The organism is Flaviramulus aquimarinus, assembly GCF_039543205.1.
Taxonomy (GTDB): Bacteria; Bacteroidota; Bacteroidia; order Flavobacteriales; family Flavobacteriaceae; genus Flaviramulus_B; species Flaviramulus_B aquimarinus.
Genome location: NZ_BAABJH010000002.1, coordinates 328,508 through 352,658, shown reverse-complemented (window position 1 = coordinate 352,658; position 24,151 = coordinate 328,508). Strand labels below are relative to the sequence as shown.

Here is a 24,151-nt window from a genome sequence, read left to right as displayed (position 1 = left end):
TAGTTTGTGTTTTCTATTCGGTTGGAGGTAATAATACTTTGTCAATAACATGAACAATACCATTACCAGCTTTAACAGTTGCTATAATGTTAGCTCCTCCAATAACAGGTTTGCCATCAACAACCTCAACTTGAACATATTGGTTGTTTGCTTGTCCTAATTTTGGAAGCTTAGTTAAAATAGAAGTACTTAAGTTTCCTGGAGTAACATGGTACTTTAATATGTTTGCCAATGTTGCTTTGTTTTCTGGTTTCACTAAATTTTCTACAGTACCTTCTGGTAAAGCTGCAAAAGCAGCATCGGTAGGAGCAAAAACTGTGAGTGGTCCAACGTTAACCAAGGCATTTTCAACCCCTGCTGCTTGTACGGCAGCTACAAGTGTTTTGTGGTCAGGAGAGCCAATAGCTATTTGTAAACAATTGGGAGTCCCTTCGTCATCAGTTATAAAGGCTTGTCCGGTTTTTTCGACTGTTTTAGTTTCAGGAAGACTCGTTGTTGAGGTATTCTTGTTTTCATTTTTACAAGAGCAAACCAGTGCTACAAGTGAAAAAAGAAAAAATAGTTGTTTAATTGTTTTCATTGGTTATTATTTTAAAGTTCTAAAATATTCTAACACAGCTCTAGCATCTTCTTCAGATAAATTCTGATTAGCCATAGGCGAGCCATTAAATTCAATTAGCAAGGCTTTTGCTAAGGGGTCTTTTTGTACCATTTCATCTGGATTTAGAATCATATTCATAATCCATTCCGGGCTACGACGGTCAAGTATACCAATAGGAGAAGGACCTATAAATTTTTTGTCCGCTCTATGGCAAGCCGTACATAATTTTTTAAAAACATCGGCACCATGGGTTGCCATGGTTTGATTTATTTCAGTATCTAAGGTCATGGACGTTATTGGTCCAACACCTTTATTATTGAGGTCTGTTTTTTTTGAAGCAGGAACAGTTTCTGTTTTTTTAATGGTTTGCTTTGTTTCTGTTTTCTTTTCATAAGAAAAACCCGCTTTGTTTTTTTCTTCTTTATCACCACAGCTTATTAATATGGCAGCAAATAAAATGGTCATTACTTTTAGTGTTGTCTTCATACATGTCGATTTTATGTGGCAAAATTATAAGGTTCACTTGTTAAATAATATGATAAAAATCATATTTAAGATAAGGATGTCTTTTATATATTTGTTTGATATTTTTAATTCTGATTATGCTTTCAAATTCATCTAAATATGCTATAAAGGGCGTATTGTTTTTAGCCTTAAATTCTAGTGAAGACCGTAAAATCATGGTAAAGGATATTGCCAAACCTATAAATGTTCCGCAAGCTTATATTGCAAAATTATTACAGGAATTAGTTAAGGAAGGTATTATATCCTCTACAAGAGGGCCAAAAGGAGGTTTCTATTTAAGTGAGCGTAATAAAAACGTAACGGTTTTTAGTATTTTAAATAGTATTGATGGTGAAAAAAGACTTACCACATGTATGCTAAGTTTAGAAAAATGTGATAACGATAAGCCTTGTCCGTTGCATAACATATTAAGCCCATCAAGAAAGAAAATCTTAGAAATTTTAAAAACGAAAACAGTTAAAGAGTTGGCTTTAGATGTAAAACAAGGCCATTCGTATTTGCCACTATAAGTTAGAAATAAAACCGAACAAAGGGCATCCAAGGGTCAAAGTAAATGCTTTTATCCCTATCATATAATACATCATATCGCATACCAAAAGTAACATTACCATTTCTATAACCAGCACCAAAAAATAAAGCTGGCGACCAATAGGTGTCATCAGATATCATTAAGTTAACATTATATCTCCTGTTAACATGAAGTTCTTCAAATTCTGCCGAAAGTTGAAATTCCTTAATAACATTATAAAAACCAATTAAGCTTCCTCCTAGAATAGTTGATTTATAAACATTTTTCTGGTTATTAAAAGTAGCATTAAAGCTTATGCCAAGCGCAAAGTTTTTATCAAATTCATAAATGGCACTAGGGGCAATGGTTCCACTAAAAAAACCATCTCCAAGACTAATGCCTAAATTGCCACCATATCGTACATGGCTCCAAAAATCATTTTTTATGTCTTGCGCATTTATATATTGAAAGCTAAAAAGCAATACAACTAAAACAATAAATTTTTTCTTTATTATAAAAAATAGATTCATCAAAATAGGAAATCTTTAAAAAATTAACAGGGAATTATAGCATATTCATTAAATGCATATTCTTAGCTATAAATATAGTTAAAGAAACATCTAATTTTAGTAAAAGTTGTATTTTTGAAAAATATTTTGACTAACCTATACGGGATTAAAAATAGCAATGGATAAATTTTCATTTTTAAACGCAGCACACACAGCCTATTTTGCTGATTTATACGAGCAATATACACAAAACCCTGATGCCGTAGAGCCAAGTTGGAGAGCCTTTTTCCAAGGCTATGATTTTGGTAGCGAAAATTACGGATTAGATGGAGAAATTATAGAAGGTGTTTCTGCACAAATACCAGAACATGTTCAAAAAGAGTTTCAGGTTGTAAAACTTATTGATGGTTACCGAATGCGCGGACATTTGTTTACTAAAACAAATCCAGTTCGTGACCGACGTACGTACCAACCCACTTTAGAAATCGAAAATTTCGGACTCTACGCAAACGATTTAGATACGGTTTTTAATGCCGGCGATATTTTAGGCATTGGAGCTAAAACCCTTCGCGAAATCATTATACACTTAGAGAAGATTTACTGTAGCTCTATTGGTGTAGAGTATATGTATTTGCGTAACCCAAAGGTTATAAAATGGTGGCAAGACCAATTGAATCAGAATAATAATCAACCTAATTATTCGGATGAAAAGAAAAAATATATTCTTTCAAAATTAAACCAAGCCGTAACATTCGAAAACTTTTTGCAGACCAAGTATGTTGGGCAAAAACGTTTTTCGTTAGAAGGCGGTGAGTCTTTAATTCCAGCAGTAAGTAATGTGCTTTTTTATGCTGTAGAAAAACATGGTATTAAAGAATGTGTTTTAGGTATGGCACACCGTGGGCGCTTAAGTACACTTGTTAATATATTTAGAAAGCCTTTAAATGAATTATTTAGTGAGTTTGATGGTAAAGATTTTGAAGATGAAAATATAGATGGCGATGTGAAGTATCACTTAGGACTAACACTCGATAAAACCTACCAAAACGGGAAGAATATCAAAATGAACTTAGTGCCTAATCCATCGCATTTAGAAACTGTTGCGCCAGTAGCTGAAGGGATAACACGTGCTAAAATTGATTCGGATTACGGTGGTGATGATTCAAAAATATTACCCATAATTATACATGGTGATGCTGCAATTGCAGGACAAGGTATCGTGTATGAAGTCGCGCAGATGAGCCAATTAAACGGTTATAAAACAGGTGGGACTGTTCATATTGTCGTTAATAATCAAATTGGGTTTACAACCAATTATTTAGATGCTCGTTCCAGTACGTATTGTACAGATGTGGCAAAAGTTACACTGTCGCCAGTGTTACATGTAAATGCTGATGATGCCGAAGCTGTGGTACACGCTGTAGAGATGGCATTGGAGTACAGAATGCGTTATAAAAAAGATGTATATATAGATTTATTAGGATATAGAAAATATGGGCATAATGAAGGTGATGAACCTCGATTTACCCAGCCTAAGCTTTATAAAAATATAGCAAAGCACCCTAATCCATTTAAAATTTACGCCGATAAATTAATTGCTGAAAATACCATCGATAAAGCATATTTAGAAAAAATCATATCCGATTTTAAAGAAACCCTTGAAAGCGAGTATACAAAATCAAAACAAGCAGAATCTTCTAAGGTTAGAGAATTTATGCAAGAACGTTGGTCGGATTTTGAACGCCAAGGCATAAGTTCAATGCTTGAAACTGAAAAAACAAATTATCCAAAAGATAAGTTAGAAAGGATTTCTAAGGTCGTATCGACAGTTCCAGATGGCGTTAAGTTTTTACGTAAAGCAGAACGCATTTTGGCTGGACGTGCAAAAATGGCTTTCGAAACTGATACCTTAGATTGGGGAATGGCCGAAACATTGGCTTATGGAAGTTTAATGGAAGAAGGTTTTAACGTGCGCATCTCAGGACAAGATGTAGAACGAGGAACATTTAGTCACCGTCATGCTATTTTAAGAGATGAAATTTCAGAGGAACGTATTAATTTATTAAATACAAACCCAGAAAACAAAGGTAAAATGGAAATTTATAATTCTTTTTTATCTGAATACGGCGTACTAGGTTTCGACTATGGTTATGCCATGGCAAACCCAGATACACTGACCATTTGGGAAGCTCAATTTGGAGATTTTAGTAATGGTGCACAAATTATATTTGATCAGTATTTATCGGCAGCCGAAGATAAGTGGAAAGCTCAAAATGGCATTGTAGTTCTATTGCCTCATGGTTATGAAGGTCAAGGTTCTGAACATTCATCGGCAAGAATAGAACGCTATTTACAATTGTGCGGAAAAGACAATATGATTGTTGCAGATTGTACAACACCTGCAAATTTTTTCCATTTATTGCGTCGTCAAATGAAACGTGATTTTAGAAAACCTTTAATTGTTTTCACACCAAAAAGCTTATTGCGTCATCCAAAAGCAGTATCCTCAATAAATGAATTAGCTACTGGTCAATTTCAGGAAGTTATAGATGATACCATACCTTCAAAAAGCGCAAAAAAATTAGTGTTCTGTACAGGTAAATTCTATTACGAGTTATTATCAGAAAGAGAATCTTTAGAAAGAGAAGATGTTGCACTGGTAAGAATTGAGCAACTATTCCCATTGCATTTAGATAAAATTCAAGCCGTTATTAATCGCTATCCAAATGTTGAAAAATATATATGGGCACAAGAAGAGCCTAAAAATATGGGTGCATGGAGCCACATGGCACAACGCATGGATTTAGTAAAGCTTGAAGTTTGTTCAAGGTCTTACAGTTCAGTGCCTGCTCCAGGTTCGAGTACTAGAGATAAACGTAGACAACGTCGTGTCATTGATGCGGTTTTTGGGAATTAAAAAGAATAAAATTCATATACAATTAAAATTATAAAGAATGATTTTAGAAATGAAAGTGCCTTCTCCAGGCGAATCTATTACAGAAGTTGAGATAGCAACATGGTTAGTTGAAGATGGTGATTATGTTGAAAAAGACCAAGCTATAGCTGAGGTAGATAGTGATAAAGCGACTTTAGAACTTCCAGCAGAAGCAAGCGGAACAATTACGCTTAAAGCAGAAGAAGGTGATGCCGTAGAAGTTGGCGCTGTAGTCTGTTTAATCGATACCAGTGCTGCAAAACCTGAAGGAGGCGATGCGCCGAAAGCTGAAAAGCAAGAAGAAGCGCCAAAAGTTGAAGTACCAAAAACACAGGTTGCAGAAACTACAACCTATGCAACAGGTAGCGCAAGTCCAGCTGCAAAAAAGATTTTAGCCGAAAAAGGTATGGATGCAAGCGCTATTTCAGGAACAGGAAAAGATGGAAGAGTGACTAAAGAAGATGCTGTTAAAGCTGTGCCTTCTATGGGAACACCAACAGGAGGAAGCAGAGGAACGTCTAGGAGTAAAATGTCAATGTTGCGCCGTAAAGTTGCCGAACGTTTAGTAGAAGCAAAAAATACAACAGCAATGCTAACGACTTTTAATGAAGTCGATATGTCGCCCATTTTTACCCTACGTAAGGAATATAAAGAAACTTTTAAAACGAAACATGGAGTAGGTTTAGGGTTTATGAGTTTCTTTACTTTGGCAGTAGTAAGAGCATTAAAAATATATCCAGCTGTTAATTCTATGATAGATGGTAAAGACATGATTTCTTATGATTTTTGTGATATTAGTATTGCTGTATCTGGCCCAAAAGGACTTATGGTCCCAGTTATGCGAAATGTAGAAAACTTAAGTTTTAGAGGAGTAGAGTCTGAGGTAAAGCGATTAGCCATACGTGCTCGCGATGGACAAATTACAGTTGATGAAATGACAGGTGGAACTTTTACAATATCTAACGGTGGTGTTTTTGGTAGTATGTTATCAACACCAATAATTAACCCACCACAAAGCGGAATTTTAGGAATGCATAACATTGTAGAACGACCAGTGGCTATTGATGGTAAAGTAGAAATTCGCCCTATAATGTACGTTGCTCTATCGTATGACCATAGGATTATAGATGGAAAAGAAAGCGTTGGGTTTTTAGTAGCAGTTAAAGAAGCTTTAGAAAATCCAATTGAGCTGTTAATGAATAATGATGTTATAAAAGCTTTAGAATTGTAATTCTTATAGATTAAATGAGTTCAATATAAAGAGGTGTTACAAAATATTTTGTAACACCTCTTTTTGGTTGGAATTAAACTAACTAAAGCATACGAGTACATTTATAGAAATAATTATAATAACTAAAAGGACTAATCCTATAAAACAATACGTAATGAGAGTATTATTCTTTTCTTCCATTATTTAGGTTCAATATGTTTTTCTTTTTTCGAATTAAAAACCCTACACCATTACAGTGCAGAGTATCTAATACAAATCCTTTCCTCTCTCAAAAAGAATTAATTAATAGCCTTATAAAGATAGGTCGTAAGCAGGGAAAATAAAATACGCAGTTCTACGTATTTTTATATAAAGCTAAAGATTGTAAAAGCAAAAACTCTAAATCATTACAATTTAGAGTTTTCTTTAATTCTCCCTAAGAACTAATTAATAGCACCGTAAAGGTAGAGTTTGTTATACTGAAAAAAAATACGTAGAACTGCGTATTTTTATAGAAAATCTTTATTTGAGTTTGACCAAACTGCAAGGGATGTCGGTTTATTGTCTAAACTTAATTTAGAGACTATATTGCTTCGGTGTTTATCAACAGTTCGTACTGAAATAGAGAGCACATCTGCAATATCCTGACTTGTTTTATTTTCAGAAATAAGCTTAACTATTTTTAATTCAGATTTTGTTAGTAATTCTAAAGTTTTTGGTTTTTTACTGTTGTTATGATTAAGGAAAGATGCTATTTCTTGACTAAAATAAGGCTTTCCAATTAAAGTATGCTGGATACATGTTTCAATTTCTTCAACAGCAAATTCCTTTAAAATATATCCATAAACACCAAATTTTAAGGCTTCCTCATAGACGTCTTCTTCTTTGTCAAAAGTAATAAGGATTATTTTTGTTGATAAGTCATTTTTTTTACAAGCCTCGGCAATCTCTAATCCTGTTTTATTAGGCATTCTTATATCAAGAATAGCAATATCTGGTTTTAATTTTACAATAAGATTATAAGCTGTATTCCCATCTTCAGCACTACCAATAATATTAAAACCCTTAGAGGTTAAAAAATCGGTTAAGCCACGTAGCATAAGTGGATGATCGTCGGCTATTACAATAGATGTGTTCATTTAGATGAAGAGGAGGTTATTTGCTATAAATTTTTATAATTTTAAATATAGATATTTCTTTTGATAATCTATAACCCCTTTACCTTTTTTTAAAATATCAGCACCAATAATACCATCAACAGGTTTGGAATTATGGTTTATAAGTGCAGTATTAACATGAGTGAAGTTAAATAAGACTAAAGCGACTTTGTTATTGGACCACTTTCCAATTTTAACTTTATTTTTTTTAGACATCATAGTTTTCATATCTGTGGCGCCCGCTCCAGCAGCTTTTATCATAGAGTCTTTAGCCTTTAACTTAAACCTGTCAATAGATTCAAAATCAACACAAGAACTAGATGCCCCAGTATCTAGAATAAATCGCCCTTTTTCACCATTTATCTGCACTTTAATTTCAAAATGGTTTGTTTTAGTAAGATGCAATTTTATTTTAGTATACCCTTTATTAAGAAGAAATTCTTGCAATGTTTCCATCAAATTAATTTTAAACAAATATAATCATGTAAAAACAATTATTTTTACAGAATAAACACTTTAAAACTTTAGCAGGTGATTATCACAGACACCCACACCCACTTGTATAGTGAGGCTTTTGACGCAGATAGAACGGAAATGATTAATCGGGCTATAAGACAAGGCGTTTCAAGGTTTTTTATACCGGCTATAGATTCCACATACACGGCGTCTATGTATCAACTGGAAAAAGATTTCCCAAAACATGTTTTTTTAATGATGGGCTTACACCCAACCCATGTAAAAGAAAACTATAAAGCCGAATTAAGCCATGTTGAAGAGCAGCTCGCAAAGCGAAATTTTTATGCTGTTGGCGAAATAGGTATCGATTTATATTGGGATACATCTACTTTAGAGATTCAAAAAGAAGCATTCAAATACCAAATACAACTAGCAAAACAATACAAATTACCCATAGTTATTCATTGCAGAGCGGCATTTGATGCCATTTTTGAAGTTTTAGAAAACGAAAAAAGTGATGATTTATTTGGTATTTTCCATTGTTTTACAGGAACTTTAGAGCAAGCACAGCAGGCTATATCCTATAATATGAAATTAGGAATAGGTGGCGTGGCAACTTTTAAAAATGGAAAAATTGATCAGTTTTTAAATCAAATACATTTAAAACATATTGTGTTAGAAACGGATTCGCCATATTTGTCGCCAGTCCCATATAGAGGCAAACGAAACGAAAGTGCTTATATCATAAAAGTATTGGAAAAACTATCACAAATATATAATGTGCCTTTAGATAAAATTGCAGAAATTACAACTCAAAATTCTAAAAACATTTTTAAAATTTAAAGTATGACTAAATCTAAGCCAAACATATTACTTATATATACAGGTGGTACTATTGGTATGGTAAAAGATGCGGATACGGGAGCGTTAAAATCCTTTGATTTTGAAAACCTTCTTGTTCGTATTCCAGAATTAAAGCTTTTAGATTGTAATATCGATACAGTGTCTTTTAAAGATCCTATAGATTCGAGTAATATGAATCCAAAATATTGGATTCAAATAGCTGAAATTATTGAAAATAATTACCAAGTCTTTGATGGTTTTGTTGTGCTTCATGGTAGTGACACGATGAGTTATACAGCTTCAGCATTAAGTTTTATGTTAGAAAATTTAGCAAAGCCAGTGGTCTTTACAGGGTCCCAGTTGCCTATTGGAGATTTACGAACCGATGCAAAAGAAAATTTAATAACATCCATTCAAGTGGCTTCTTTGCAGCATAAAGGGAAACCTACGATTAAAGAAGTTTGTTTGTATTTTGAATACAAACTATATAGGGCTAATAGAACGACAAAAATAAATGCAGAGCATTTTCAAGCCTTTGCATCTTTAAATTATCCTGATTTAGCTGAATCTGGTGTGTATTTGAAAATTAATAATGAATATTTATTTAAGCCAAACGGAAGAAAAAAATTAGTTGTCCATAAAATGTTAGATGAAAATATAGCACTTATTAAGATGTTTCCTGGTATTACAAAAACACTATTACAAAACATATTTAATACACCAAATTTAAAAGGGGTCATTATTGAAACGTTTGGAGCAGGAAACTGCACTACAGAAACTTGGTTTATTGATATGCTAAAAGAAAAGATTTTAAAAGGCATTTACATTATAAATATTACTCAGTGTTCAGGAGGAAGCGTTATCATGGGGCATTATGAAACGAGTAGTATGTTGAAAAAAATAGGAGTCATTTCAGGAAAAGATTTAACTACAGAATCTGCAATTAGTAAATTAATGTATATGCTAGGGCTAAATATGTCTTCTAAAGAGTTCAAAACCAATTATCAAACATCTTTAAGAGGGGAGATGACTTAAAATTAACTGATAAAATTTCAGCGTTCAAAGTTTTTTTTGTTATTTGAGCCCCTATTAAAAAAGTTACTAAAATAAAGAGAGGTGGCCGAGTGGTCGAAGGCGCACGCCTGGAAAGTGTGTATACCTCAAAAGGGTATCGAGGGTTCGAATCCCTTCCTCTCTGCTCATATTTTTATTTTTTAATTGCTTTTTTTTTATATCTTTAACACTTTAACTAATAAAATTAAGATCGAGAACATGAAAAGATTATTTTCTATCCTTGCCATAACAGGAATGATGGCATTCGGAACTGCTAATGCAACTACAATTGCAAACACTAGTACAGCTGTAACAACAGTAGCAACTATGACACAAGATGATGCAGCACCAGCTGACGAGCCTCTTGGATTTCATCAAGAATTGAAAAAGCGTTTTATTGAAGGTGGCGCTGGATTTATGGGTATTGTATTATTATGTTTAATTCTAGGGTTAGCAATTGCTATAGAAAGAATTATCTTTTTAAACCTATCTACAACAAACACAAAAAAATTAACACAAGATGTTGAAGATGCTCTATCTTCTGGCGGTGTTGAAGCTGCAAAAGAAGTTTGTAGAAATACAAAAGGACCAATTGCTTCTATTTATTATCAAGGTTTAGATAGAACAGACGAAGGCCTTGAGGCTGCTGAGAAAGCTGTAGTAGCTTATGGTGGTGTTCAAATGGGACAGTTAGAAAAAAACGTATCTTGGATTTCATTATTTATCGCTCTAGCACCAATGCTTGGTTTCATGGGTACGGTAATTGGTATGATTCAAGCCTTTGATAAAATTGAAGCTGCTGGAGATATGCAACCATCACTTGTAGCAGGTGGTATTAAAGTCGCACTTTTAACAACTGTATTTGGTTTAGTAGTGGCTATTATTCTTCAAATTTTTTACAATTACATTATTGCTAAAATTGATAGTATTGTTAACGATATGGAAGATGCTTCTATCACGTTAATGGATCTATTGATTAGAAATAAAAAGTAATAATTTAAAAACTAAAAAAATGGGTTTACATAAAATTTTAAAAATAGTAGCACTAGTGCTTGCTTTGCTAGGTGCTGTTTTTGCACTTCTTATTATGGCAGGTGACGATGAAACAGCTCTGGGTATGAGTGGTAACATGTTATATGTTACATATGCAGTACTTGGAATCGTATTAGCATTGGTTGTGATATTTGTTCTAAAAGGGCTATTTGCTGGAGATATTAAAAAGACTTTAATTACTGTTGGAGCGTTTGTTGCAGTATTGTTTTTATCCTATGCAATTTCGTCTGGAACAGATCTAGACTTAAAACCTTTTACAGATAAAGGTTTAGATGTTGATGAAGGAACATCTAAAGTCGTAGGAGCAGGATTGTATGCATTTTATGCACTAGCTATTTTAGCCATAGGCTCTATGTTATTAGGCGGAGTAAAAAAAATCTTTAATAAATAAATTATGGCAAAAAGAGCAGCACCAGAAGTAAATGCAGGCTCCATGGCCGATATTGCGTTCCTATTACTTATATTTTTCTTAGTAACAACTACTATTGAGACAGATTCGGGAATTAACCGTAAACTTCCGCCTATGGAAGAGTCGGAAGAAGATGTAATTATTAAACAAAAAAACATCTTTACCGTTTTGTTAAATAAAAATGATCAACTTTTAGTAGAAGATGAACAGATGGAACTTAAGGATTTACGACAAGCAGCCGTTGCATTTTTAGATAATGGAGGCGATAAGTCTTGTGATTACTGTAGAGGTCAGAAAGACCCAACATCATCAGATAATCCAGATAAAGCCATTATATCTTTAGCAAATGATAGAGAGACATCTTACAAAACATATATTGCTGTACAAAATGAATTAGTAGCTGCGTATAATGAGTTGAGAAATACAAGAGCTCAAGCTTTATATGGCAAATCTTTTTCAGATATGGAAGCTAATTATAAAGATGTAAACTGGCCAGGAAATAAAGAGAAGTTAAAAGAGAAGATAGATCAAATAAAAACGGAGTATCCTCAAAAGCTTTCTGAAGTACAAAAATAATTTAACATTCATAAATATGTCTAAATTTAAAAAGAAAAAAAGTGGTGATATGCCAGCGGTTAATACGGCATCCTTACCTGATATTGTATTTATGTTGTTATTCTTTTTTATGGTAGCCACAGTTATGAGGCAAAACACCTTAATGATTGAGAATAACTTGCCATTTGCAGATCAAGTGGAAAAACTTGATAAAAAGGATTTGGTTATGTACATATATGCCGGTAAACCAAGTGCAAATTATAAGCAATACGGTACAGAAGCAAAAATACAGTTAAATGATAAATTTGCAGATGTAAAAGAAATTGCTTCTTTTATAGCCGCAGAGCGCGCATCAAAACGAGAAGAATTAATTCCATTTTTAACAACTGCACTAAAAGTAGACAGTGATGCTAATATGGGCCTAATTGGTGATATTAAACAAGAATTGCGTAAAGTCAATGCGCTTAAAATAAACTATACGACCAAAAAAGGTAGTGTTTTTGGAAGAGATTAATTTAAATTCTTAATTTTATAAAGAGGCGTTTTGATATATCAAAGCGCCTTTTGGTTTTTAATAGCTTTAATACTTTAGTAATGAAATATGCTTTTATATTTTTTTTATTTGCAATGACTTGTGTCTTTGCACAAGAAAATAAAGTAAGCAAAGACATAGACTCTCTTTATAAAGAAGACCAATTTTATGCAGGAGTAACTTATAACTTACTAGGTATGATGCCTGAAAAATTGAGTCAAAGCGGATTTTCATTAGGTTTTCAAATAGGTTTTATAAAAGATATGCCTATTAATAAATCAAGGAATGTGGCTGTTGGTATTGGTCTGGGATTTTCTGCAAATTCATTTAATCAAAACCTATTAGTAAACAAAGATAATATGGGTAAGTTTACTTACAGTATTCTAGAAGATAGCAACACCTATACTAAAAATAAATTTTCTAATTATTTAATTGAAGTTCCGATTGAATTTAGATGGAGAACATCAACACCTACAGATTATAGTTTTTGGCGTATTTATACAGGGTTTAAATTTGGCTATGTGTTAGCACAAGGCTCGAAGTATAATGGTGACTTAGGACGTTTTAAATACAATAAAAATGATGATTTTAACAGTTTTCAGTATGGCTTAACCTTAAGTGCTGGTTATAATACGTGGAATATTTATTTTTATTATGCCCTAAATCCTATTTTTTCTAAAGACGCTCAACTTAATGGAGCAGATATAGATATGAATGCTATTAAGATTGGATTAATGTTTTATATGCTATAGTGTAAGTTTTGGCATAAATAAGGATTGATTTTTAACTTAAATCTAGTCCCGATAGCTATCAGGACTCCTTCTGAATGGCACCTAAGGTATACCCACTAAAATTGAGAGAAAAAAAGAAAAAAGATATAGGTAAATCAAGTTACTACAACCAATAACTCACTAATATCAATTGTGGAATTTGCCCAACAAAAAAACCCATAACAAGCTCTTTATTGGTGTGGGCTTTTAAATGCAGTCTAGAAGTTGCTACAGCACCAATTATAATGGCCATTAAAGCAAGCGTACCATTTATGTTTATACTATAATGAATGCTTAATGCTACAAAAAACATAAATACTCCAGAAACTGCTATCATGTGTATACTGGCTTTAAATTTTAGAATGGCAAGCACTAAACATGATAAGTTAGAAATAAGTATACCAACAAAGAAAAAATAAAGTTCAAGACTGTGAGTGGGTGTTATTATACGTTTTAATACCAATAAGATAACAATACAGTTTAGTGATAATGGGTAAATTCGTTCTTTAGCGGAGTTAAGGTTTATAGATTGAACCTTGCCTAGAGTTTTTAATAAAAAATAAAGTAGAATAGGTAGTAAAACTGTGAGTATAAACAGCGATACTAATTTTGCCTGAATAACGTCCGTACCTATATATCTTGGCGATTTTGAAAAGTAAAAAACAACGCCAAAAAGGGGCATTAATAACGGATGAAAAATAAACGAGAAACTTTTTAATAGTTTATCCATTATATCTTTTTACGTAATCTAGCTACAGGAATATCCAATTGCTCTCTATATTTAGCTACTGTACGTCTGGCAATTGGGTAACCTTTTTCTTTTAAAATACCAGCTAATGTTTCATCGGTTAAAGGCTTTTTTTTGTTTTCTTCTTCGATAACAGTTTCTAGGATTTTCTTTATTTCTCTAGTGGAAACATCTTCTCCTTGGTCATTTTTCATCGATTCTGAAAAGAATTCTTTTATCAATTTAGTACCGTAAGGGGTATCGACATATTTGCTATTTGCTACTCTGGATACCGTAGAAACGTCCATGGAAATTTCATCTGCAATATCTTTAAGAATCATGGGTTTTAAATTACGCTCATCACCTGTTAAAAAATACTCACTTTGGTAATGCATAATAGCACTCATGGTTACAAACAAGGTTTGCTGGCGTTGCTTAATGGCTTCTATAAACCACTTGGCTGCATCTAGTTTTTGTTTGATAAAGATAACCGCATCTTTCTGTGATTTTGATTTGTCTTTAGCATCTTTATAGCCTTTAAGCATGTTATTGTACTCTCTAGACACATGGAGTTCTGGTGCGTTCCTTCCGTTAAGGGTTAATTCTAATTCGCCATCAACAATTTTAATGGCAAAATCTGGAACTACATGCTCAACAATTCTATTGTTTCCAGCATAAGAACCTCCAGGTTTTGGATTTAAACGCTCAACTTCATGAATGGCATCTTTTAGCTGTATTTCAGAAACATCAAATTTTTGAAGTAGTTTTTTGTAATGCTTTTTGGTAAATTGATCAAAAGCATTATCAATAATATCAATGGCTAATTCGGTAGCTGAAGTTTTGTTTTTTCGGTGTAATTGAATGCTGAGGCATTCTTGTAAATGTCGCGCCCCAACCCCTGCAGGGTCTAATTGATGTACAATGTTTAAAACGTTTTGAATGTGTTCTTCAGTGGTATAAACATTTTGCGTGAACGCCAAATCATCCATAATATCGCTTAACTCTCTACGAATGTATCCGCTCTCATCAACACTACCAACTAAGAATTCAGCAATACTCCGTTCATCATCAGATAACCTATAGGTATTTAATTGATTTATTAAATGTTGTGTAAACGATGTTCCTGCGGCATAAGGCATGGTTTTTTCTTCATCATCACTACTGTAGTTATTAGCTTGTGTGCGGTAATCTGGGATTTCATCATCACTCAAATACTCATCAACATTAATTTCATCATTTCCTATAGACTCGCTATCATCAAAATCATCATTAGAATTATCAAAATCAGAATCTAAATCATGTTCTTCTTTGCCGCCTTCCAGTGCTGGATTTTCTTCTAACTCTTGCTTTAAACGCTGTTCAAAAGCTTGTGTAGGAAGCTGTATCAATTTCATTAATTGAATTTGCTGTGGCGACAGTTTTTGTGATAATTTGAATTGTAGATATTGTTTAAGCATATTTCGATTTAAGGTTGCTTGCTACTCAAAGATAAAAAAAGGAATTAGTATACCAAAGTCGTACCAAGAGTCCTGTTTTTTTAATTTTTTTACTAAAATTCGGCATTTTGTGGTGTTCTTGGAAAAGGAATAACATCTCTAATGTTGCTCATACCGGTTGCAAACATAACTAATCGTTCAAAACCTAGTCCAAAACCAGAGTGGATAGCAGTACCAAATTTACGTAAATCTAAATACCACCATAGTTCTTCTTCAGGAATGTTAATGGCCGCCATTCTTTCTTTTAAAACATCTAAACGCTCTTCACGTTGCGCACCACCAATAATTTCGCCAATACCAGGGAATAAAATATCCATAGCACGAACCGTTTTACCATCGTCATTTAAACGCATGTAAAAGGCTTTTATATTAGCTGGATAATCAAATAAAATAACAGGACATTTAAAGTGTTTTTCAACAAGAAAACGTTCATGCTCACTTTGCAAGTCTGTACCCCATTCATTAATTAGATATTTGAATTTCTTTTTCTTGTTGGGTTTGCAATTGCGCAAAATATCAATAGCCTCGGTATAACTAACCCGTTTAAAATGATTGTCTGTTACAAAATTCAACTTTTCAATTAAAGACATATCACTTCGTTCAGCTTGAGGTTTTGTCTTTTCCTCATCCTTTAACCGTTTATCTAAAAACTCTAAATCTTCTCTATTATTATCAAGTACATATTTTATAACGGATTTCATAAAGTCTTCAGCTAAATCCATATTGCCCGGTAAATCCATAAAAGCAACTTCGGGTTCAATCATCCAAAATTCTGCCAAATGGCGTGATGTATTCGAGTTTTCGGCTCTAAATGTAGGACCAAAAGTATACACTTTTCCTAAAGACATAGCGTAAGTTTCAGCTTCTAACTGTCCAGAAACCGTTAAATTAGTTTCTTTTCCAAAAAAATCTTTAGAGTAATCGACGTTTCCTTCTTCATTTAAAGGTGGGTTTTTAGTATCAAGATTCGTTACTTTAAACATTTCGCCAGCACCTTCAGCATCGCTTCCTGTTATAATAGGCGTATGCATGTAGTAAAACCCATTATCATTAAAATATTTATGAATGGCGAATGATAATGCTGAACGTAATCGCATTATGGCACTAAAAGTTGTTGTGCGTGTTCGTAAATGAGCATGCTCTCTTAAAAACTCGAAGGAATGTTTTTTAGGTTGAATCGGGAAAGTTTCAGGGTCAGAATCACCTAAAACAATAAGCTCTTGTACTTGTATTTCAACCTTTTGACCTTTACCTTGGCTTTCTACCAATTCGCCTTTTATATGTATAGCTGCTCCAGTTGTTATTCGTTTTAAAAGTGCTTCGTCAAAGTTTTCAAAATCAACAACACATTGTATGTTATTAATAGTTGAACCATCATTTATAGCAATAAAACGATTGGCTCTAAAGGTTCTTACCCAGCCTTTAATTTCTACTTCTGGGATAACAATATTTTGCGATAATAATTCTGAAACGGTAAGTGATTGCATCTATAATAAATTTATAATGTAAATATAAAATTTTCAAATATCAAAATTCAATTTCTAAATTCCAATATTTTGGAATTTAACATTTTTTAAATATTGGAATTTGATTCCTCGGTTTCGTCTTCCTCAGGAATAATATTAATTGAAGGTTTTCTAAGCACTTGCTTGTTGGCAATACTACGCTCTAAAGACAGTAGTAACGATGGTAATAGTAGTAAGTTAGACAGCATGGCAAATAATAACGTAGCCGATACTAAAGCACCTAAAGCAACGGTGCCCCCAAAACTGGAAATGGTAAATACAGAAAAACCAAAAAACAAAACAATAGAGGTATAGAACATACTAACTCCTGTTTCGCGTAATGCACCATATACAGAGACTTTAATTTTCCAGTGGTTAGCCTGTAATTCTTGTCTATATTTTGCTAAAAAGTGAATGGTGTCATCCACTGAAATACCAAAGGCGATACTAAACACCAATATAGTTGATGGTTTTATAGGAACGCCTAAATACCCCATTAAACCCGCAGTAATTAATAATGGTAATAAGTTTGGAATTAGCGATACAATAATCATTCGTGTAGACCTGAACATATAAGCCATAAATAGGGCTATTAAAAATATAGCAAGTGATAATGAAATGGCTAAGTTTTTGACCAAATATTTGGTTCCTTTTTGAAAAACCAAGGCTTTACCTGTCATGGTAACATCATATTTTTCTTTAGGAAATACTTTATCAATTTTAGTTTGAAGATTTTCCTCAATGCGTTCCATTTTATCGGTACCTATATCTTTCATAAAGGTCGTTATACGTGCATATTGCCCTGTGCTATCTACAAAGTTTTTGAGTAGATCTACATTTGACGATGAGTTTTTAGCGTACGATAAAATAAAACTATTTTCCTGTGATGTTGGTAGTTGATAATACTTAGTATTACCATTATAATAGGCTTGTTTTGAGTATTTTACCAAACCAACTACCGAAATGGGTTTAGATAATTCTGGTGTTTCTATAATTAAATCTTCCAGTGCGTCCATACGTTTAAGCGTAGACAGTTTCATGACCCCTTTTTTTCGTTTGGTATCAATCATGATTTCTAATGGCATGATACCATTGAATTCATCTTCAAAAAACCGAATGTCATTCACAAAGCCTGAGTCTTGAGGCATATCTTCAATCAGGCTTCCAGATATTTTTATCTGATAAATACCTATAATGCTTACCGTTAAAAGAATGACTGATGTGATGTAAATAGCAATCCGTTTTTGTCTTACCATGCGTTCCATCCAGTTTACAAAGCCACCAATCCAACGTTTATTTAAGTGCTCTAAATGACGCTCTTTTGGAAACGGTAAAAAGGTATAAATAATAGGAATGATTAGTAAGCATAATATGAAAATGGCTAAGATGCTTAATGAGGCTACAATACCAAATTCTTTTAAAAGTTTACTTTCTGTTAGGATAAAAGTTGCAAAACCAGAGGCGGTAGTAACATTGGTCATTAAGGTGGCATTACCAATTTTTGTGATAACCCTTTGCAATGATTTTACTTTATTCCCATGTAATTTTACTTCGTGTTGGTATTTGTTAATTAAGAAAATACAGTTTGGAATTCCAATAACAATAATGAGTGGCGGAATAAGTGCTGTTAAAACGGTGATTTCGTAGTTTAATAACCCAATAATTCCCAAGGTCCACATAACACCAATGCATACCACAACAAGAGAAATAAAAGTGGCTCTGAATGATCTAAAAAAGAGGAAGAAAATAATGGAAGTTACCAGTAATGCCGCGCCAATAAATAAACTAATTTCATCAACTATATTGGTTGAATTTAAAGTCCGGATATAGGGCATGCCTGAAACTCGGACATCTATATCGTGTTTATCCTCAAAGGCTTCAATCTCTGGTATTAATACATCAATAACAAAATCTTTTCTTGCCGAAGTATTTACAATGGCTTTGTTCATGTAAATAGCCGTTCGGATTGTTTTTGTTTCTTTATTAAATAAGAAATTATCGTAAAATGGGTATTTTTTGAAAAGCTCGTTTTGAAGTGTTTCAATTTGGTCAACAGACACAATAGAATCTTTTATAAAAGGTTCTAAGTCGAATTTTTCATTTTGGGTGTCTTTTACTAGCTTTTGAAGATCTTTTATAGATATAACGGTTTCGACCGCTTCATTTTGCTTAAAATTGTCTGAAAGTGCATTCCAAGCATTTAATTTTTCTACTGTAAATAAGGTGCTGTCTTTTACACCAAGTATGATAAGATTGCCTTCTTCACCAAAAGTCTTTAAAAAAGTATTGTAAACTATATTTACCTTATGATCATCTGGCAATAAATTAGCTTCTGTATAGGTAAAACGCATGTTTTCCCATTTTTGACTAAAGAAAAAAGTAGCTATTATAATACCTAGAAGAATAATAATTTTATTACGTAAAATTAATCTTGCTATAACATCCCAAAAGTCTGTACTAAATAGTTTAAACATGTCTTGATTAAAAGATGCGCAAAGTTAGAAAAAACCAGTATACTACCTCATAATGAGACGTTAAATGTAAATTTAAATGCAAAATTATCTGTAAATTGAGATAAATGATAGGCTCCATATCTATATGTAAAGCTTAAACCAAAGCCAAATAGTAGTTTGTTGATTTCAAAACCAGACTCTGTATACCCATTTTTTAATGAACCAAAAGTTATGTTTTGGTGCTTTTCGGGGTTTTTCATATCACCAATGGCATAACGTGAAATTAAAACAAGTTGAGGTTTATAGCGTTGGGAAATATTAAAAGGTTTTACAAAGTGTTTAAATTGAAATGTGGCAAACTTATCGGAAAAAAATTCATTGAAGTACATGGTTTCAAAACTGTTTAACCCAGCTACCGAAAAGCGTTGCATAACAGTTTCTTTTGTAATGTTGTTTGGATAGGCATGGTACATATGCGTTAATGGGGTGTTGCCATTTGCTATTCCAGAAACCAAAGTGATTTCTGAAAACTTATCTTTTTCATTTCCGATTTTATAAATGGTTCTAAAATCCAGTTTTGAAAAACTAAACTCACTTTTAAAAACATCATTAAAACTTTTGGTGTATTGAAGTGTGAATTTTGGATAACCTGCTTTGGTTTCTGTTAATCCATTTTTTGTTGATTTAAACTGGCTAAAAGGGCTCCATTGTAGAGCTACTTTTGCGGTGCTCAAATGAAAAGAATGTATTACCGCGTTGTTGTCTAAAACATAACCATAGCTATATGTCGGGTCAATATTGCTAACGGCCAGTTCGGTTTCGGTTAGTAATTCAGGCAATAATTGATGTTCTATGGCTATGGCTTTTGTAACATGCTTATGAAACAAATCGATGTTTAATAAACGAGGCTCAAAAAACTGAAAAAATCTTTTGTCCGTTAGAAATTTCGTACTTCCCGTTTCTTGTAAATCATCAGTATAAGATACGTTTATCCAAGTATTTGTTTTTTTTGCTACTCTAAAGCCACCGCCAATACTATATTTAAAGCGTCCGTCCCTAAATCCATAAACCACATAAGAGTTTAGGCGATATTTTTTTGAAAAAGCATCATTTGTAACGGCACCTAAACCTGTGCGAACACCTTCGTATTGATTATATTTTATTAAATACCGTAAATCTGAATTAAAATATTTTGTTGGAAAGAAACCGTTGCCTAATTGTTTTAAAAATTCTTTTCTTTTTATTGAATCTTGTTTTGATTCAGCATCTTTTTCTGTTGGGTTTTGAGCATGTAATGAAAATGCAAACAAAATAAAGAGAAATAAAGAAAAAAAGCGTGTCAACATTAGTGCAATAAATAGGATAAAAAAAAGCGACACCTTAGTCGCTTTTAATATGTAATGTTTTTTATTATACGGTCATGATTTCTTTTTCTTTACTATCGAAAACATCATCCACCTTTTTAACGAAGGTATCTGTCATTTGTTGCACGTCTATTTCAGCATTTTTTTTAAGGTCTTCAGAGATGTCATCATTTTTTTTAATCTCATTGTTAGCATCTTTACGTGCTGTTCTAATGCTAACTTTAGCATCTTCAGCCTCAACTTTGGCCTGTTTAGCCAAATCTCGTCTGCGTTCTTCGGTTAAAGGCGGTACGTTAATAATAATAGTATCACCATTATTCATAGGGTTAAAACCAAGGTTTGCATAGGCAATACCACGTTCAATTTCTTGAAGCATGCTTTTTTCCCAGGGTTGTACCGTAATGGTTCTGCCGTCTGGTGTGTTTACGTTTGCTACTTGACTTAATGGTGTTTGCGATCCATAGTAGTCTACCATAACGCTGCCAAGCATAGAAGGGCTTGCTTTACCAGCTCTAATGTTTACTAATTGCTTTTCTAAATGCTTCATAGCATTCTCCATAGCTTCTTTAGTGCTATCTAATATAAATTGTATGTCTTCGTTCATTGTTTTAAACTTTTAGGTCAAACTTATATATGTGTATTCAAAAATTACGCCAACTATTAAATATTAACCTCAGTACCAATATTTTCGCCAGAAACAACTTTAAGTAAATTCCCTTTTTTATTCATATCAAAAACAATTATAGGCAATTCGTTTTCCTGACTAAGTGTAAATGCTGTGGTATCCATGACTTTTAATCCTTTTCTTAATACGTCATCAAAGCTTATCGTGTTGAATTTAATGGCTTTATCATCTTTTTCTGGATCTACATTATAAATACCATCAACTCGAGTTCCTTTTAAAATAACATCGGCTTCAATTTCGATAGCACGTAATACGGCAGCTGAATCTGTAGTAAAATAAGGATTTCCTGTACCACCACCAAAAATTACCACACGGCCTTTTTCTAAATGGCGCATGGCTTTTCTTCTAATAAAAGGTTCTGCAACTTCATTTATCTTGATAGCTGTTTGCAATCGAGTAGGGATTTCTGCATCTTCTAAAGCGCCTTGTAATGCTAAACCATTAATAACCGTTGCAAGCATACCCATATGATCGCCTTGTACACGATCCATGCCTTTGCTGGCACCTGCAACGCCCCTAAAAATATTGCCGCCACCAATAACTATAGCAACTTCTACACCTTTATTGGTAATAGTTTTTATGTCTTGTGCATATTCGGCCAATCGTTCTGGATCAATACCATATTGACGATTTCCCATTAAGGCTTCACCTGATAGTTTAAGGAGTATTCTTTTGTATTTCATGTGTTTCTTTATACTGAAGTTATGCAAATATAAACAAGTTCAATATCTTAATTTGTTAAATCGGGTTTTTTGAATAAAAAAACCACTACTCTTTAAAATAGAATAGTGGTTTTGGATTATTATTGAGATTCCTGTTTGTCCAGAAATTTGTTATCCTACTGTAACACGCTTGAAACCTGTAATTTCTATATCACCATAGGATGCTACGTATTTAGCAACGTTTATTTTTTCATCTTTAATGAAATTCTGATCTAATAAACATTGTTCTTGATCTAATGTTGTATTGTCAGAAATGAAACGTTCCATTTTTCCTGGTAAAATTCTATCCCAGATTTGTTCTGGTTTACCTTCAGCTTTTAATTCTGCTTTTGCAGCTTCCTCAGCTTGCGCTAAAACTTCAGGAGTTAATTGTGCCATAGAAATATATTTAGGTACGTTTTTTAGAGTTTTTCCTAAACGTCCTAGTTCTATATTGTCTTTTTCAATAACAGCTATTCTAGCTTCAGTTTCTGATGCGATAAAAGCAGGGTCAAAATCTTTATAAGATAATGTTGTTGCTCCCATTGAAGCCACTTGCATAGCTACATCTTTAACTAAAGTTTCAGCATTCTCAACTTTAGCAGATAAACCTACTAAAGCAGCAATTTTATTGATGTGAACATAGGTTCCAACAAAAGGTGCTTGTAATTTTTCAAAACCAGTAACATCTAGTTTTTCACCAATAACACCAGTTTGCTCTGTTAATTTATCAGCAACAGACATCCCTTCAAAATCAGCAGCTAAAAAAGCTTCTTTTGAATCGCAGTTTAATGCAATATCAGCTAATTGGTTTGCTAGTGCTAAAAAGTTTTCGTTTTTGCCAACAAAGTCAGTTTCGCAACCTAAAACAATAGCAACACCTTCAGTTTGGTCTGCATTGATTTTTGAAACAGCAGCACCTTCAGAAGAATCTCTGTCGGCTCTTTTTTCTGCTACTTTTTGACCTTTTTTACGTAAAACTTCAATAGCTTTATCAAAATCGCCTTCAGCTTCAACTAAAGCTTTTTTGCAGTCCATCATACCTGCTCCTGTAGCTTGTCTTAATTTATTTACTTCAGCGGCTGTTATTTTTACTGTAGTACTCATAGTGATTATAATTTAAAAAAGTCGTTCAATATATTTTCAAAGAAGAAAAGAACTAAACGACTTTATAATATTGTATTAATGTTATTTATTCTTCTTCTTCGACTGCTGCTTTTTTAGCTGGAGCCGCTTTTGCTTTAGGTGCTGCTTTTTCAACTGGAGCTGCTTCGGTTTTAGCTTTTGGTGCTTCCTCTTTAGCAGGGGCTTTAGCTTCCTTTTCAGCTTTAAGTTCTGTCAAACCTGCTGATACTGCAGATGTAACATGAGTTAAGATTTTATCTATCGATTTAGAAGCGTCATCATTTGCAGGGATAACATAATCAACTTGACGAGGGTCTGAGTTGGTATCTACCATTGCAAAAATTGGAATGTTTAATTTTTGAGCTTCTTTAATCGCGATATGCTCACGTTTAATATCTACAACAAATAAGGCCCCTGGTAAACGTGTCATGTTTACAATAGAACCTAAGTTTTTTTCTAACTTAGATCGTAAACGGTCAACTTGTAAACGTTCTTTTTTGGATAAAGTTAAAAAAGTACCATCTTTCTTCATTCTATCTATAGAAGCCATTTTTTTAACAGCTTTTCTAATAGTAACAAAGTTAGTTAACATACCTCCTGGCCATCTTTCAGTGATGTAAGGCATATTAATTTCACCTGCTTTTTCAGCTACGATATCTTTTGCTTGCTTTTTTGTTGCAACGAATAAAATTTTACGTCCACTAGCTGCAATTTTTGCTAATGCCGCTCCGGCTTCATCAATTTTTGCTGCTGTTTTGTAAAGGTTTATAATATGGATGCCGTTGCGCTCCATATAAACGTAAGGGGCCATATTTGGATCCCACTTACGTGTTAGGTGTCCAAAGTGTACACCTGCTTCAAGTAATTCTTTTACTTCTACTGCCATTTTTTAATAGTTTACGTTCTGTTGAATTAGCAATGTTCCATTGGGTTTCTAGCTTTTAGCTTTCGACTTTTGGCTTCATTTAGATGCTAAACT

24 protein-coding genes and 1 tRNA gene are annotated in these 24,151 nt (G+C 33.2%); 11 read left to right on the top strand and 14 right to left on the bottom strand.

Annotation, left to right across the window (positions count from 1 at the left end; translation table 11 throughout):
• Positions 1 to 13 precede the first annotated feature (13 nt).
• Both ABD941_RS09910 and ABD941_RS09905 read right to left on the bottom strand, forming a co-directional pair.
• Positions 14 to 580: a fasciclin domain-containing protein gene (locus tag ABD941_RS09910; protein WP_345273974.1), complete on the bottom strand. Its 567-nt coding sequence runs from the start codon at positions 578 to 580 to the stop codon at positions 14 to 16.
• Between the two features lie 6 nt (positions 581 to 586).
• Positions 587 to 1,087, bottom strand: a complete 501-nt coding sequence (locus tag ABD941_RS09905) for a c-type cytochrome (protein WP_345273973.1) — start codon at positions 1,085 to 1,087, stop codon at positions 587 to 589.
• A gap of 116 nt (positions 1,088 to 1,203) precedes the next feature.
• Between ABD941_RS09905 and ABD941_RS09900 the strand changes: the two genes are divergently transcribed.
• Entirely contained in the window at positions 1,204 to 1,635 is a 432-nt protein-coding gene (locus tag ABD941_RS09900; protein ID WP_345273972.1) for an RrF2 family transcriptional regulator, read from the top strand.
• Between the two features lies 1 nt (position 1,636).
• Here ABD941_RS09900 and ABD941_RS09895 read toward each other — a convergent pair whose 3' ends face one another.
• On the bottom strand, positions 1,637 to 2,164 hold the full coding sequence (locus tag ABD941_RS09895; protein ID WP_345273971.1) for an alpha-ketoglutarate decarboxylase: 528 nt from the start codon (positions 2,162 to 2,164) through the stop codon (positions 1,637 to 1,639).
• Between the two features lie 157 nt (positions 2,165 to 2,321).
• Between ABD941_RS09895 and ABD941_RS09890 the strand changes: the two genes are divergently transcribed.
• Positions 2,322 to 5,060, top strand: a complete 2,739-nt coding sequence (locus ABD941_RS09890; RefSeq protein WP_345273970.1) for a 2-oxoglutarate dehydrogenase E1 component — start codon at positions 2,322 to 2,324, stop codon at positions 5,058 to 5,060.
• A gap of 37 nt (positions 5,061 to 5,097) precedes the next feature.
• Positions 5,098 to 6,309: a 2-oxoglutarate dehydrogenase complex dihydrolipoyllysine-residue succinyltransferase gene (gene odhB / locus ABD941_RS09885; RefSeq protein ID WP_345273969.1), complete on the top strand. Its 1,212-nt coding sequence runs from the start codon at positions 5,098 to 5,100 to the stop codon at positions 6,307 to 6,309.
• A gap of 488 nt (positions 6,310 to 6,797) precedes the next feature.
• On the opposite strand, the gene ABD941_RS09880 is transcribed toward odhB, so the two are convergent.
• Positions 6,798 to 7,427: a response regulator gene (locus ABD941_RS09880; RefSeq protein ID WP_345273968.1), complete on the bottom strand. Its 630-nt coding sequence runs from the start codon at positions 7,425 to 7,427 to the stop codon at positions 6,798 to 6,800.
• A 33-nt stretch (positions 7,428 to 7,460) separates the two neighbouring features.
• A complete protein-coding gene (locus tag ABD941_RS09875) occupies positions 7,461 to 7,901 on the bottom strand; it encodes a retropepsin-like aspartic protease (protein WP_345273967.1) in 441 nt (146 codons plus the stop codon).
• 75 nt (positions 7,902 to 7,976) lie between these two features.
• On the opposite strand from ABD941_RS09875, the gene ABD941_RS09870 reads away from it, so the two are divergent.
• The 8 genes from ABD941_RS09870 to ABD941_RS09835 all read left to right on the top strand — a co-directional run bounded on the left by ABD941_RS09870 (position 7,977) and on the right by ABD941_RS09835 (position 13,098).
• Positions 7,977 to 8,744 carry a TatD family hydrolase gene (locus ABD941_RS09870; RefSeq protein WP_345273966.1) on the top strand — a complete coding sequence of 256 codons (768 nt, stop codon included), beginning with the start codon at positions 7,977 to 7,979 and terminating at the stop codon, positions 8,742 to 8,744.
• 3 nt (positions 8,745 to 8,747) lie between these two features.
• Positions 8,748 to 9,779, top strand: coding sequence for an asparaginase (locus tag ABD941_RS09865; RefSeq protein WP_345273965.1), 1,032 nt, complete (start codon positions 8,748 to 8,750; stop codon positions 9,777 to 9,779).
• Positions 9,780 to 9,854: 75 nt separating this feature from the next.
• Positions 9,855 to 9,942 (top strand) — tRNA-Ser (locus tag ABD941_RS09860).
• Between the two features lie 74 nt (positions 9,943 to 10,016).
• Complete coding sequence (locus tag ABD941_RS09855; protein WP_345273964.1) at positions 10,017 to 10,790, top strand: MotA/TolQ/ExbB proton channel family protein; 774 nt, start codon at positions 10,017 to 10,019, stop codon at positions 10,788 to 10,790.
• 19 nt (positions 10,791 to 10,809) lie between these two features.
• On the top strand, positions 10,810 to 11,241 hold the full coding sequence (locus ABD941_RS09850) for a hypothetical protein (RefSeq protein WP_345273963.1): 432 nt from the start codon (positions 10,810 to 10,812) through the stop codon (positions 11,239 to 11,241).
• A 3-nt stretch (positions 11,242 to 11,244) separates the two neighbouring features.
• Positions 11,245 to 11,835: an ExbD/TolR family protein gene (locus ABD941_RS09845; protein WP_345273962.1), complete on the top strand. Its 591-nt coding sequence runs from the start codon at positions 11,245 to 11,247 to the stop codon at positions 11,833 to 11,835.
• Positions 11,836 to 11,851: 16 nt separating this feature from the next.
• Positions 11,852 to 12,328 carry an ExbD/TolR family protein gene (locus ABD941_RS09840; protein WP_345273961.1) on the top strand — a complete coding sequence of 159 codons (477 nt, stop codon included), beginning with the start codon at positions 11,852 to 11,854 and terminating at the stop codon, positions 12,326 to 12,328.
• Between the two features lie 80 nt (positions 12,329 to 12,408).
• Positions 12,409 to 13,098, top strand: a complete 690-nt coding sequence (locus ABD941_RS09835) for a porin family protein (RefSeq protein ID WP_345273960.1) — start codon at positions 12,409 to 12,411, stop codon at positions 13,096 to 13,098.
• Positions 13,099 to 13,240: 142 nt separating this feature from the next.
• Here the strand turns inward: ABD941_RS09835 and ABD941_RS09830 are convergent, their stop codons facing one another.
• The 9 genes from ABD941_RS09830 to rpsB form a co-directional block, all read right to left on the bottom strand.
• Positions 13,241 to 13,846 (bottom strand): hypothetical protein, encoded by a 606-nt coding sequence (locus tag ABD941_RS09830; protein ID WP_345273959.1) that lies wholly within the window; start codon positions 13,844 to 13,846, stop codon positions 13,241 to 13,243.
• The gene (gene rpoN / locus ABD941_RS09825; RefSeq protein ID WP_345273958.1) at positions 13,846 to 15,300 is read right to left on the bottom strand and encodes an RNA polymerase factor sigma-54; all 1,455 of its coding nucleotides are present in this window, start codon (positions 15,298 to 15,300) and stop codon (positions 13,846 to 13,848) included. Before rpoN ends, ABD941_RS09830 begins: the two co-directional genes overlap by 1 nt.
• A 92-nt stretch (positions 15,301 to 15,392) precedes the next feature.
• Positions 15,393 to 16,826 (bottom strand): asparagine--tRNA ligase, encoded by a 1,434-nt coding sequence (gene asnS / locus ABD941_RS09820; RefSeq protein WP_345273957.1) that lies wholly within the window; start codon positions 16,824 to 16,826, stop codon positions 15,393 to 15,395.
• A gap of 86 nt (positions 16,827 to 16,912) precedes the next feature.
• Positions 16,913 to 19,318 (bottom strand): efflux RND transporter permease subunit, encoded by a 2,406-nt coding sequence (locus ABD941_RS09815; RefSeq protein WP_345273956.1) that lies wholly within the window; start codon positions 19,316 to 19,318, stop codon positions 16,913 to 16,915.
• Positions 19,319 to 19,365: 47 nt separating this feature from the next.
• Complete coding sequence (locus ABD941_RS09810) at positions 19,366 to 20,643, bottom strand: hypothetical protein (RefSeq protein WP_345273955.1); 1,278 nt, start codon at positions 20,641 to 20,643, stop codon at positions 19,366 to 19,368.
• Between the two features lie 64 nt (positions 20,644 to 20,707).
• Positions 20,708 to 21,265, bottom strand: coding sequence for a ribosome recycling factor (gene frr / locus ABD941_RS09805; protein WP_345273954.1), 558 nt, complete (start codon positions 21,263 to 21,265; stop codon positions 20,708 to 20,710).
• A 56-nt stretch (positions 21,266 to 21,321) separates the two neighbouring features.
• Positions 21,322 to 22,029 carry a UMP kinase gene (gene pyrH / locus ABD941_RS09800; RefSeq protein WP_345273953.1) on the bottom strand — a complete coding sequence of 236 codons (708 nt, stop codon included), beginning with the start codon at positions 22,027 to 22,029 and terminating at the stop codon, positions 21,322 to 21,324.
• A gap of 150 nt (positions 22,030 to 22,179) precedes the next feature.
• The gene (gene tsf / locus ABD941_RS09795; protein ID WP_345273952.1) at positions 22,180 to 23,154 is read right to left on the bottom strand and encodes a translation elongation factor Ts; all 975 of its coding nucleotides are present in this window, start codon (positions 23,152 to 23,154) and stop codon (positions 22,180 to 22,182) included.
• Positions 23,155 to 23,239: 85 nt separating this feature from the next.
• Positions 23,240 to 24,058 carry a 30S ribosomal protein S2 gene (rpsB, locus tag ABD941_RS09790; protein WP_345273951.1) on the bottom strand — a complete coding sequence of 273 codons (819 nt, stop codon included), beginning with the start codon at positions 24,056 to 24,058 and terminating at the stop codon, positions 23,240 to 23,242.
• Positions 24,059 to 24,151: the final 93 nt, after the last annotated feature.